Origin of the sequence: Desulfobacula toluolica Tol2, from assembly GCF_000307105.1 — a bacterium.
In the GTDB taxonomy this organism is placed as follows: domain Bacteria; phylum Desulfobacterota; class Desulfobacteria; order Desulfobacterales; family Desulfobacteraceae; genus Desulfobacula; species Desulfobacula toluolica.
Window position 1 is genome coordinate 194,601 of record NC_018645.1, and the last position, 13,169, is coordinate 207,769.

At 43.2% G+C, this 13,169-nt stretch carries 10 protein-coding genes; all 10 read left to right on the top strand.

Going from position 1 to position 13,169, the window contains the following annotated elements:
* Positions 1–102: 102 nt before the first annotated feature.
* The 10 genes from TOL2_RS00890 (at position 103) to TOL2_RS00935 (ending at position 13,161) form a co-directional block, all read left to right on the top strand.
* Positions 103–858 carry an adenine nucleotide alpha hydrolase family protein gene (locus TOL2_RS00890; protein ID WP_014955682.1) on the top strand — a complete coding sequence of 252 codons (756 nt, stop codon included), beginning with the start codon at positions 103–105 and terminating at the stop codon, positions 856–858.
* Positions 855–1,742, top strand: a complete 888-nt coding sequence (locus tag TOL2_RS00895) for an electron transfer flavoprotein subunit alpha/FixB family protein (RefSeq protein WP_014955683.1) — start codon at positions 855–857, stop codon at positions 1,740–1,742. The genes TOL2_RS00890 and TOL2_RS00895 overlap by 4 nt, the downstream gene beginning before the upstream one ends.
* The gene (locus TOL2_RS00900) at positions 1,743–3,722 is read left to right on the top strand and encodes a heterodisulfide reductase-related iron-sulfur binding cluster (protein ID WP_014955684.1); all 1,980 of its coding nucleotides are present in this window, start codon (positions 1,743–1,745) and stop codon (positions 3,720–3,722) included.
* 34 nt (positions 3,723–3,756) lie between these two features.
* Positions 3,757–4,419 (top strand): isoprenoid biosynthesis glyoxalase ElbB, encoded by a 663-nt coding sequence (elbB, locus tag TOL2_RS00905; protein ID WP_014955685.1) that lies wholly within the window; start codon positions 3,757–3,759, stop codon positions 4,417–4,419.
* Positions 4,420–4,607: 188 nt separating this feature from the next.
* Positions 4,608–5,660, top strand: a complete 1,053-nt coding sequence (locus TOL2_RS00910) for a TRAP transporter substrate-binding protein (protein ID WP_014955686.1) — start codon at positions 4,608–4,610, stop codon at positions 5,658–5,660.
* A 178-nt stretch (positions 5,661–5,838) separates the two neighbouring features.
* Entirely contained in the window at positions 5,839–7,725 is a 1,887-nt protein-coding gene (locus tag TOL2_RS00915; protein ID WP_014955687.1) for a TRAP transporter large permease, read from the top strand.
* Between the two features lie 95 nt (positions 7,726–7,820).
* Positions 7,821–8,762: a fumarate reductase cytochrome b subunit gene (locus TOL2_RS00920; protein ID WP_014955688.1), complete on the top strand. Its 942-nt coding sequence runs from the start codon at positions 7,821–7,823 to the stop codon at positions 8,760–8,762.
* A gap of 12 nt (positions 8,763–8,774) precedes the next feature.
* Entirely contained in the window at positions 8,775–10,745 is a 1,971-nt protein-coding gene (locus TOL2_RS00925) for a fumarate reductase flavoprotein subunit (RefSeq protein ID WP_014955689.1), read from the top strand.
* Complete coding sequence (locus TOL2_RS00930) at positions 10,745–11,476, top strand: fumarate reductase iron-sulfur subunit (RefSeq protein ID WP_014955690.1); 732 nt, start codon at positions 10,745–10,747, stop codon at positions 11,474–11,476. Before TOL2_RS00925 ends, TOL2_RS00930 begins: the two co-directional genes overlap by 1 nt.
* 101 nt (positions 11,477–11,577) lie before the next feature.
* The gene (locus TOL2_RS00935; RefSeq protein WP_014955691.1) at positions 11,578–13,161 is read left to right on the top strand and encodes a class I adenylate-forming enzyme family protein; all 1,584 of its coding nucleotides are present in this window, start codon (positions 11,578–11,580) and stop codon (positions 13,159–13,161) included.
* Positions 13,162–13,169 lie beyond the last annotated feature (8 nt).

Below are 13,169 nucleotides of genomic sequence, written 5' to 3' on the forward strand. Positions count from 1 at the left end.
AAATATCCCCGTTTTTAAATTTAGATGTAAACGGCTTGCCTGACCATAAAAAATCAAATCCAAATTGATTGGGTTGGACAAAAAGCCAGGGAGGAATAAAAAATGCATATTGCGGTATTAGCAAAGGTTGTTTCGGATTATGAAGTACCGGCCATGGATTTTGAATTATCAAACAACCGGGCCCATGAAAGGTTTTCTCGAATGCTGGGGCTTTATGATGAAAATGCCATTGAAACCGGAATACAGCTCAAGGCTAAGACATCTTCATCCTTGACCATTATTTCTTATGGAACTGACGGTGATGTTCAGTTTTTAAGAAAAGGTGTGGCAATGGGTGCTGACAAATTGATACTGGTAAAAGGAACGTCAGATGACCCGTCCATTATTGCCCAGAATCTTAAGCTGGCAGTGGAAGAATTGGGCGACGTTGATCTTATTCTGGCCGGCCAGCAGTCTGCTGATATGGATCGGGGAATTGTACCTGGAATTTTGGCCCAGATGCTGGGTGCCACTTTTATTCCCCAGGTGGGTTATATTGAAAGCAAAGATGATCTGTGGAATGTCAATCAGATTACTTCAACCGGAAAACGAGAGCTTGAGTTCAAGGGGCTTGGTGTGTTGTCTATCACAAGTATTCCGGAAAATGTGCCCAGAATACCGGCAGTTCGTGCCATATTTGCTGCAAAGAAAAAACCGGTCGTCAAACTTGACGGCGTGGATCAGGGCAAAATGGCTTTACAGGAAATCAGTGTTGAGATTCCCAAGAGTGAATCCGTTTGTGAATTTATTAATGCGGATGATCCTAATGAAGCCGTAAAGACATTACTGACCAGATTGACCGAGGAGAGATTTATATGAAAACGCTTATTATAGAAAATATTGATCTGAAAAAAATCGGTGAATTAGTGACCGTGAGCAAGCAGTTTTGTGATGCCCCTGACATTATTGCACTGGGTGAAGGAGATATCCCCGGATCATTCGGCAAAGCATGGCAGTCTGATTCGGCTATTCCTGCAAATCTTGTATCAACGGTGTCAAACCTCATCAAACAGGAAAATTATGAAGTTATTCTGATGAGTGTTTCAACCCTTGGAAGCGGTCTGGCAGGGCCTTTGAGTGCTGCGCTTGCAGCTCCTGCCGTAACAGAAGTAACTGCGATTCATCCGGATATGGTTGTGGATCGGCCTTTGTATGGCGGTAAGGCCATTATAAAGCATAAGATAGAATCAACCCCGACCATATTGACTATTCGCCGCAAATATTTTGAACCGGCCCAGCTTGACGGAACAACTGCGTCTACAGCTCTTGAAGCTGTTAAGGACAAAGTGACCCTTGTTGCTGAAAAGCATGAGCAGACAGATGGAATACCTCTGGAAGATGCAAATGTTATTGTATCCGGGGGTCGAGGGATCGGTGATCCGGAAAATTTTAACATGCTTCAAGAAATGGCAAATCAGCTCAATGGTGCTGTAGGTGCTTCCAGGGGTGCGGTTGATGAAGGGTGGGCCTCCCCAACCAGGCAGATCGGCCAGACCGGAAAAATTGTCGCGCCCAGCGTTTATTTTGCCGTGGGAATATCAGGTGCCAGCCAGCATCTTGCCGGAATAGCCAATTCCAAGTGTGTTGTTGCCATTAACAAAGATGAAGACGCCAATATATTCAACCGTGCCAGATTCGGTGTTGTGTGTGATTATAAGAAAATCGTTCCGATATTAACCCAGGCGATTATGGAGGGTAAGTAAATGGCCCGCGTTCCTTACTGGAATATCAGTTACGGCGTAATCATCGATCTGCTGGCAATTCCGGTATTTCTTATTTTTTTTTACGGCCTGTATCTGCAATGGAAACTCATCCAACAGGGCAAGTTAAGGGTTCTGCCTTCCATCAGCAAGGTGTTTCAGGGGATTGGAACCTTTCATCCCAAAGCCTTTGTTGTAAGGGGCATATTGAATCCTAAAATATACCGGAAGCCTTCTTCCGGTATTGCCCATGGGTGTGTTTTCTGGGGCATGTTTATGCTGTTTGTGGGTACCAATCTTGTTATACTCAATATTTTGTTTGGACTGCCGGTTTTCAACGGTATGTTTAACAGCATTTTTATGGCATTCTTACTTGATCTGGCTGGACTTCTGGCTTTTTGCGGACTTGTCTTTTTTCTTGTAAGAAGACAGTTCATGCCGGATCGTCTTAAGGTTCCCGAGGAAAGAAAGGGTTTTGTTCTTATCGGTAGTCTGCTGGGATTTCTCATATTAACCGGGTTTGTCATCGAAGGTGCCAGGTTGGCATCCAGTTCGTCGGAAAGCGGTGCGTTTGTAGGAAATTTTTTTGCGTCCGCCATTATCAGTTCCTCCAGTGCCCTTCAGATACACACCATGACCTGGTGGGTCCACGGTCTTTTGGCGCTTTTTTTTGTGGCCTATATCCCGTTTTCTCCCCTTGTTCATATTATCCTTGCACCGGTGAATACCGGATTCGCAGACCCGGCTCCCGGGGTAAAAATGGGGGTTATGGACTTTTCCGCGTTTGATGATGAAGATGCGGAAGAACTGCCTGCGCTGGGTGCTGATAAACTGGCTGATTTTACAAGGAAACGGTTCCTGGATTTTTCAAGTTGTTTGTGGTGTGGACGATGCCAGGAAGCCTGCCCGGCATACAACACGGAAAAACCTTTGTCCCCTAAAGGGGTTATCGTGACCATGGCTCAAAAACTTAAAAATACCCAAATGGATGATGCCGTTATTGATACCATATCCATGGATGCCATTTTTAATTGCACGACCTGTGCGGCCTGCATGGAAGCCTGCCCTGTCAGTATCAACCAGCCCAAGACCATCATGAGGTTCAGGCAGAACCTGGTAATGGAACAGGGACAGATTCCGGAACTCATGGGAAAAGCTATTTCCAGCCTTGAGCAAAGATCCCATCCTTTTTTCGGGACGGGTTCGGGTGCGGCGGAATGGCGTAAAGATCTTGAGGTCCCGGCCTTTGAGGCCGGCAAGACGGAATATCTGCTTTGGATAGGCTGTTCCATCACTTATGAGCAGCGTGCGTGGCAGATCGGAAGAGCCATGGTAAATATTTTAAAGCAAGCCAATGTGTCCTTTGGAATCATTGAAGATTCCCGCTGTACCGGTGATCCTGCCAAACAGATGGGCAATGAGTTTTTGTTTGCTGAAATAGCCCAGCAGAACATAGATGATTTTTCTTCCCTTGGCATTAAAAAAATTATCACCATGTGTCCGCATTGTTATAATAGTTTTACCCGGCATTATCCTAAACTGGGTGGTCAGTACGAGGTCATCCCCCATGCTTCGTTTATCAAAACGCTTATTAATGAAGGCAAATTATACATTGCTAAAAACCCCAGGAGTATCACCTATCATGATCCGTGTTACCTGGGCCGGCGAAACGGTTTTTATGAAGACCCGAGGGAAGTTATTTCTTCTGTAGGGGGGGATCTTGTTGAGATGCCACGCAATAAAAATGAAAGTTTTTGCTGCGGCGGTGGTGGCGGCAATTACTGGGCAGAGGAGGAAGGAACAAGAATCAACCAGGAACGTGCCGGTGAAGCTCTTGCTACGGATGCGGATGCTATTGCGGTTGCCTGTCCTTTTTGTCTGCTGATGCTGACGGATGGAGTAAAAAAATATACGGAAGAGATCAAGGCGTTTGATATTGCAGAACTTGTTGAAAAATGTCTGCCTGAAAAATCAGAAGTGTAAAGAATAATTAAGATTATACTATTTGGGAGGGAAGATGGATAAAAAGAAAATAGGCGTGTTATTGTCAGGGTGCGGCGTGTTTGATGGGACTGAAATACATGAATCCGTATTAACATTGCTGTTTATTGACCAGGCGGGTGCCGAAGCCGTCTGCTTTGCCCCGGATATTCCCCAGGCCCATGTGATCAATCATTTGACCCAGCAGGAAGAAAAAGAAACAAGAAATGTTCTTGTAGAATCCGCCAGGATCGCAAGGGGGGAGATTCAAAACATCAATGATGTTGACGTTGCCCAATTGGATGCTGTCATCTTACCTGGAGGATTTGGCGCAGCCAAGAACCTGAGTGAATTTGCGTTTAAAGGTCCCCAGGGAGAAGTCAATAAGGATGTTGTTGCATTGCTTGAAAAAGTAATCGAGGCAAAAAAACCACTGGGTGCGCTGTGTATTGCCCCTGCCACCGTGGGCATGGCATTAAAGGATAGATCACCGGAATTGACCATTGGTAGTGAAGAGGGGATTATCGGTGCATTAGAGTCCATCGGGGTTAAACATGCCCTGTGCAAGGTGGATGAAATTGCTGTGGATGAAAAAAATTTGATTGTCACCTCTCCTGCTTATATGATTGGACCCGGCATTGCGGATGTGGCAAAGGGAATCAAAAAGCTTGTTGAAAAAGTCATGGAAATGACACAATAGGTTGAAAAAGACAGGGGGCTGACAAGGTCCATCCGATGGGAATTTTGAATTTCAATGGGAGGGTTGCTGTGTTTGATTAAAGGGGTGATTCCGAGCCGGGGTTCTCCGCCTGAATAAACAACACAATTTTATATTTTTTATAGGCAACAGCAATTTTATAAACTAATGACAAAGAAGGAAAATAAGTAATGATAAAAAGTATATTTCACCGGGCATTTTATGGTTTTATTCTCATTTCCATTGGTGTTCTATTTCTTTTTAACGGGTCTGCTCAATCTGCAGCAGCTCAAAAAGTAAAATTGAGCCTCTCAAGTAATTTGTCACCCGGTAGCTGTTTAGAACTGGCAGCCGATAAATTCAAGGAAATTGTTGAGAAAAAGAGCAACGGTAATATCACTGTTATCCGTTACCCTTCAGGTGAGTTATATGATTCTAAAAGCGAAGTCGAGGCTATCGTAAACGGCAGTGTTGACATGGCGCTTATGCATGTGGCGTATGTCGGGGCAAGGTCGCCGGCGCTTGAATTTATCAGTTCATTCGGAGTGCAGGGGTGTTGGCTTGATAATGATCATTTTTACAGATTCCTGGATATGCCTGAAGTGCAGGAAATTGCGAATAAAGAGTTTGCAGGCAAATTAAACGCCAAACTTCTGTCTCCTATTTCCTATGGCACCGGAGTTGTTGGCACCAATAAAAAAGCGGTTCATACCATAGCCGATTTTAAAAATTTAAAAATGAGAGCAAGTGGAACGGCACAGGCCATCATGTACAAGGCACTTGGCGCAATCCCCGTCGAGTTAAGCGTAAAAGAAGTTTTTATGGCACTTCAGAGAGGGACTATTGATGGTGCCTGTTCCGGTCCCGGGCGGTTTTATTTTTCAAAGTGGTATGAGACCACCCCCTATATAGTCCATGACTACAGCATTCCCTATCTTCAATTCTGGCACACGATGAACATGAATAAATGGAAAAAGCTGACACCTGAAAATCATAAGATTGTGGCAGATGCCGCCAGGGAAATTGCATTATGGGCTCGGGACTATGTTGTCAAGGAAACAGAACTGATATATCAGAAATTTAAAGATGGGCTTATAAAAGAGATGATTTTTTTATCCAATGAGGAAAGAACCAAGTTAAACAATGTTGTCTCTCCGGTGATGCATGATTTTACCATCAAACGATGCGGTAAAGATATGGGTGAAAAATTATGGGGATATATGATTCAGGCCCAAAATAAATAATTTGATTTTGTCATGATGAAGATCTTCATCAATGAGTGGAGATCTTCATTTAACTTTGTGATATTTCTTTACAAGGCTGTTCAATCAAGTTCTTAGGATGAATCAAATTATTTTCGACAACTGTATGCAGATAAGCAAAAGGCATGGTTTTAATTGTGACACTTAAGGAATAAAATAGATGCGAGTATCAAAATCAACCGCTTATTTTAATCATATAAACCTGATAGATTTTTTTTCCCTTAATTTTGGAATTGTTGCCGGCTTTGGGATGTTCGTCATCAGTGTTTTTACCACCTACGAAGTCATAATGAGAAGAATTTTTAACAACCCGACAACGTGGGTCTTTGAAGTTTCACTCTTTATCCTTATGTGGACCGTTCTGATGGGCGTTTCCTACTCATCAAGAGAAAGAAGACACATTATAGCTGATATTTTAATTTCCCGGATATCTGAGTCTTCCCGTCTAACTCTTGGAATCACAACCAATATTGTCGTTTTAATATTTGTCGTAGTTGTGGGGTATTATGGATTTCATACTTATCTGGATGCGTATCAGCAGAAAATCACAAGCATCGGGCTGTTAAGATACCCAAAGTGGTTTTTATATCTGGTTTTTCCGTTATCCATGGGGATGCTTTTTTTACAGGTGTTTCGAAACACCTTGTGGGATATTAATTTACTGTCTTCGTTAAAAAAAGACACTGATGATGCTGGAATCGCTCCCATAAAGTTTCTTTGCGCTTTTATGGTTGCCATTGGAATCGGTATATATTTCATATATGCCCTGCCTTTTGCAGGCATTGCCATACTGATTCTTTTTCTTTTGTTTGGCGGCGTTCCCGTTGGAGTTGCTTTGGGCATAACTGGGATCATCGGTATGTTTGCCAATTTTGGAGAATTCCAAAGTTTAACAATGGTGCCCATTATTATTGAAAGAACTTTGTATAATTTTGTTCTGTTGGCTGTTCCATTGTTTATCATGGGGGGGGTGATTTTAGCCAAGTGCGGTATTGGAGAACGAATTTATGATATGGTCAGTAAGTGGAGCGGTTCACTCCCGGGTGGACTTCCAATAGCGACGATCCTTGCTTGTGCCCTGGTTTCAGCAATGATCGGAGTTAGTACTGCTGTGGCTGGTGCTATTGGGTTGATCGCCATTCCTCAGCTGCTGGCCACTGGGTATACAAAAAAACTTTCTTATGGAAGTGTTGCTGGTGGTGCACTTGGCGTTCTTATTCCTCCTAGTGCCGGGCTGATCGTTTATGGTTTTTTGACCAATACTTCGGTTGCCTCATTATTTGCCGCTGCATTTGTTCCCGCTGCCATACTGGTTGTTTTTTTTATTGTTTATGTTTTTATTGCAAGTCATTATACCGGAAATTGTCAGAGGGCCTCTTTTACCTGGGAGCAAAAAATAACTGCGACCAAAAATGCTTTTTTGGCCATATTGGCTCCTGTTATTGTTTTGGGGGGTATTTATACCGGTATATTTACCCCTACAGAGTCTGCTGCTGTTTTTGTAATATATTGTCTTGTTACAGCTATTATTTACAAACAGCTTGATTGGCAAAAGTTTATTGATATTTTAAAAGAGAGTGCAATGTTGGGATCTTCACTCATGCTGATTATGATGGGTGCAATGATATTGACTAATTTAATTGCACATCTGAGAATCCCCCGTTTGCTTACAGAATGGATTGTTACATCAGGATTTGACAATTGGGCAGTGATTGTCTGTCTGCTTGCAATGTATATCATTCTGGGAATGTTTTTAGATGGCCTTGCCATAACAGTCCTCACTATTCCAGTGATTTATCCGTTAATGACTGTTCTTGGGCTCGATGTTATTGTATTTGGAGTCGTTTTAATGGTGTTTATCGAAATGGCATTGATCACTCCGCCGGTCGGGTTGAATCTTTTTATGGTTCAGGCAATTACAAAAGATGATCTTTGGACTATTGCAAAAGGTAATTTACCTTTTGCCGCCATGATGTTTATAGTGGCGGTGATTTTGCTTTTTTATCCAGAGATATGTCTATGGCTTCCTGAAATGCTTTCTATATAGTTTTTTATATAATGGTATCCATGTCTGTGAAAACCTGGGAAAAATCGGTCGGATTTGTAAAGATGTATTTTAGTGTAACCTAAAGGAGGTTGAATTTGGACAGTTATATTATTGAATCAATTAAGAAAAAGAGCAGAATGCCGGCAAGGCTTGATCTTTTGCAGAGCGGTACGGGCCTGATTCTGGGCGTGTTCATTTGGATGCATTTACTTTTTGACAGCAGCATTATATTGGGAAAAGGGGCTTTTAATTTTGTGTCAAAAAATTTAGAGCTTGCCTTTCTTTCAGATACAGGTCAAGGATTTCCCATTGCAGTTTTTTTTGCCGTCCTGGCTATAGGTACTTTATTCATTATCCATGCCCTGCTCGGGGTCAGAAAGTTTCCCATTTCCTGGAAGCAGCATCGAATCATAAGAGACCAGATGCAGATGATGAACCATAGTGAGACAAATCTCTGGTATATACAGGTGGTGACCGCATTTATCATGTTTTTTGCAGGGTCGGTTCACCTGTATGTAATGTTTGCAAACCCAGGTACCATTGATCCTTATCTGTCGGCAGACAGGATTGTTTCAGGTCATATGTGGCCTCTTTATCTTGTCCTGCTGGTTTGTGTTGTGCTTCACGCCAACATCGGTCTTTACAGACTGTGCATGAAATGGGGATGGTTTGCGGGAAAAGATGCCAGGAAATCAAGACTTAAATTGCAGAAATTGAGAAACAGATTGATTGTGTTTTACTTGACCATTGGTATTTTAGGATTATTGGTTTTTGTTGTGATTGGTATCAATCACAAGGACAATGTCGGGGAAAGGTATGCCGCCCATGCGACAGCTGTTGAACAGGTTCAGGAACTGGAAGAGACCCGGGAATCCGAAGGTATCCAGGCAGTGGAAGAGACTCAGGAGTTAGAAGAAAGCCAGGAGTTGGAAGAGAGCCAGGAGTTGGAAGAGAGCCCGGCAGTGGAAGAAAGCCCGGCGGTGGAAGAGAGTCAAGAGTTGGAAGAGACTCAACCTGTTGAAGAATATCATGAATAAGGGGACACCTAAATGAAAGTCATATATACGGATTCACTTGTAATCGGCGGTGGCCTGGCAGGACTTAGAGTTGCCATCGCATCCATGCAGAGAGGGTATGATACCATCGTCCTTTCTTTGATTCCTGCCAAGCGGTCTCACTCTGCAGCAGCCCAGGGCGGCATGCAGGCAAGCCTGGGTGCATGCATTAAAGGAGAAGGGGATGATGAAGAGATCCATTTTGCAGATACTGTAAAAGGAAGCGACTGGGGATGCGATCAGAAGGTGGCAAGGGCGTTTGTGAATACATCTCCCAAGGCTATCCGGCAGCTTGCTGCCTGGGGAGTACCCTGGTCAAGGGTCAGAGAGGGAGATCATGACGTGGTGATTAACGGTAAAAAAGTCACCATTACCGAAAAAGCAGAATCACACGGCCTGATTATGGCCCGGGATTTTGGCGGAACAAAGAAATGGCGAACCTGTTATACCTCTGATGGTGCCGGTCATACCATGCTTTATGCCATGGATAACAAAGCCATTCAGATGGGCATTCCGGTTCATGAAAGAAAAGAAGCCCTGGCCCTGATCCATGAAGACGGTGTATGTTATGGTGCCATTGTAAGAGATCTTATCACAGGTGAGTTGATCGCTTATGTAGCCAAGGCAACAACCGTTGCTACCGGCGGTTACGGAAGGCTTTATGCCATTACAACCAATGCGGTGATTTCCGAAGGCATTGGAAATGCCATTGCTCTTGAAACAGGCGTTGCAACTCTTGGAAATATGGAAGCTGTGCAGTTTCATCCTACGGCCATTGTACCGGTCGGGATTCTCACCACTGAAGGATGCCGGGGTGACGGCGGTCTGCTTCTGGACAAAGATGGATACAGGTTTATGCCGGATTATGAACCTGATAAAAAAGAGCTGGCCTCCAGGGACGTTGTGTCACGCAGAATGACGGAACATATGAGAAAAGGCAAAGGAGTGCCCTCTCGTTACGGTGATCATCTCTGGCTGGATATCCGTTTGCTGGGCCGTCCTCATATTGAAAAGAATTTAAGAGAAGTCAAAGAGATCTGTGAATACTTTTTAGGAATTGATCCGGTTGAAGAATTGATTCCGGTCAGACCCACACAGCATTATTCTATGGGCGGTATAAGAACCAAGCCGACCGGTGAAAGTCCGACTCTTAAGGGCCTTTTTTCCGCAGGTGAAGCAGCTTGCTGGGATATGCACGGATTTAACCGTCTGGGCGGAAATTCCGTTGCGGAAACCGTTGTGGCAGGAATGATTGTCGGGGAATATGTGGCTGATTACTGCGCTGCAAATTCATTGAATATCAGCACAACCACCATTGAGCATTTCATGAAACAGGAAGAAAAGAAAATTACAGATCTTCTGGTCAGGGATTTTGGCGAGAACCCCTTCCAGTTAAAAGCTGAAATGCAGAAGATTATGATGGACAAAGTCGGAATTTTCAGAAATGGTGAAGATCTTGAACAGGCAGTTGAAGAATTGAAAGTCTTAAACCAGCGGGCAAAAAACATTGCTTTGAGAAATCGGATCAGCTCGTCTAATCCTGAGTTGGTTGAAGCCATCCGTGTGCCGAAAATGATAAAACTTGCCCAGTGTGTGGCCTATGGAGCCATGCTCAGAACCGAGAGCCGCGGTGCCCATTCCAGGGAAGATTATCCTGAAAGAAATGACAAAGAGTGGTTAAAAAGAACCCTTACAACATGGAAAGACGAGTCAGCAGATCTTCCTGAAATCGAATATGAAGAGCTGGATATCATGAAAATGGAAATGCCTCCGGGATCAAGGGGCTATGGTGTTGACAATACTGTGCATCATCCTGATACCGCTAAACGGGAACAGGAAATTGAAGAGATCAAGAAAGCCAATCCGGGTGCAGACAGGTTTGAACTTCAGAAGTTGTTGAATCCAATTACTATTCCAGAAAAATTCAAAGGTAAAAATGAGCGTATAGGCAGGGGGTTTAAATAATGAGTGAACAAGAAAGAATCCTGAAATTTCAAGTATTTAGATATAATCCCCAGAAAAAGGGCGACAAGCCCCGCATGGTAACCTATGAGGTTACCGAAGCCCCTGGGATGACGGTTTTTATTGCATTGAACGAGATTCGAGAACAGCAGGATCCGTCTTTTCAGTTTGATTTTGTTTGCCGGGCGGGCATTTGCGGATCATGTGCCATGGTTATTAACGGTAAGCCGACTCTTGCGTGCAGAACACTGACCTCTACTTTTGAAAATGGTGAGATTAAACTTCTGCCCTTGCCGGGATTTGAACTGATTGGAGATCTTTCCGTTAATACGGGAAAATTCATGCGGGCCATGTCTGAACGATTGGAATCCTGGATACATGATGCAGATGCAGATGACGTGAATTTTGATAAACTTGAAGAGCGCATGGACCCGGATGTGGCAGATCAAATTTATGAGCTTGAACGGTGTGTTGAATGCGGTTGCTGTGTATCAGCCTGTGCCACTAAACGAATGAGACCGGATTTTTTATCTGCGGTGGGATTTATGCGTCTGGCACGGTATGCACTTGATCCAAGGGATAAACGCTCTGATGAAGAATTTTATGAAATCATCGGTGATGATGACGGCGTGTTTGGCTGCATGACACTTTTGGGATGTGAAGATTATTGTCCCAAGGATCTGCCTCATCAGACACAGATTGCTTATCTGAGAAGGAAAATGTTAGCGAATTGACAGAAGGGTTAAGAATGAAAGAAAAAGGGAAAAATTATTCGGTTGAAATTCTCTGACAGTCGTTAAGGATTGAAAAAATAAATACAAGGAGGTCTTAAGAGATGAAATGGAATACAGGAAAAATTCTCAGCAAAAGAGAGTCATTTTCTCCGGATAAACCAGCCGTTATTTTTGAAGATACCCCGATTACTTACAGAGAGCTCAACCGGGAAACCAATAGAGTTGCTCATTTTTTCAAGGAAAAAGGACTGAAAAAAGGAGATCGTATCGCAGTGGATCTTTTAAATAGTCCTGAGTTTCTGGCATGTTATTTTGCTGCAGCCAAGCTAGGTTTGATATTTGTCCCTTTAAATTACCGGTTGGTATCCCAGGAGTTGAAATATCAAATAAACCGTTGCAACTGCCGATTACTTGTTTTTAATGATCTGTTCACAAAATATATTGAGCCGATACGAGATTTTCTGGATGTGGAAAAGGAAAATTTTATTTGTGTGACTGGCTATACCGCTGAAAATTACTGTCCTGAATGGGCTTTGGACTATTACTCCATCATTGAAAAATATCCCTTTCATGAACCGGTTCCCGATGAATTCATTGATCTGGATGATCCGTTTATTATTCTGTTCACCTCAGGGACTACCGGCAACCCGAAAGGGGCTGTCCTCACCCATGGACAGACCTATTTCAAATGTTTTCAGGTCATTAATTATACCGATATGCGACAGGATGATATCTTTCAGTCACAGGCCCCTTTGTGCCATTCAGCAGGACTTGCGGCTGTATCAACACCCGCATTGTGTCGTGGGGCAACCCTGCTGATGAGATCAAAATTTGATGCTGAAAAATTTGCATTGGATATAGAAAAATACAAGGCCACCATTGTGTTCAGCTTAACCACCATGATGCGGTTTGTCCTTGACACCGGCATACTTGACCAAGTGGATTTAAGCAGTGTGCGATTTGCTTGGGGCGGAGGAGAGAAAACTCCTCCGGAATTTTTTGATGAACTGGATGAAAAAGGGCTGCACATACTTCCGGGATTCGGGCAAACTGAAAATTCAGCCATGGTTTTAATGCCTGGTGATGCCCCAAAAAGCAAAAACAGATCAGCAGGTCTGCCCAATTTTTTTACGGATTTGTGGATACAGAACGAAACAGGAGAAAAACTGGGTCCAGGTGAAATCGGTCAGATCGTAGCCATGGGTCCGAATGTGATGAAAGGTTACTGGGACATGCCGGTAGAAACCAGCTCCACAATAGTTGATGACGTACTTTATACCGGGGATCTTGGTTATCTTGATGAGGATGGATATCTCTACGTTGTTGACAGAGTAAAGGATATGTATCGAAGCGGTGCAGAAAATGTTTATCCGGCTGAAGTAGAAGCGGTATTGATAAATCATCCGAAAATTAATAAAATAGCTATCATTGGTGTTCCAGATGAAAAATGGGGTGAAACCGGAAAAGCCTTTATTGTATGTAATCAAGGAAAGACGATCAGCTATGAAGAAGTGTTGTCGTTTTTAAACAGCAAACTTGCCAGGTTTAAATTTCCTAGATCAATTCAACTGATTGACTCATTACCGTTAACCGTGACAGGAAAGTTAAAAAAGTCAGTATTAAAAAAACAATTTACTGATTCTTTGACAGGTGGTGTTAAAAAAAAATGGGATTGGTCTATGTAGGAATAAGA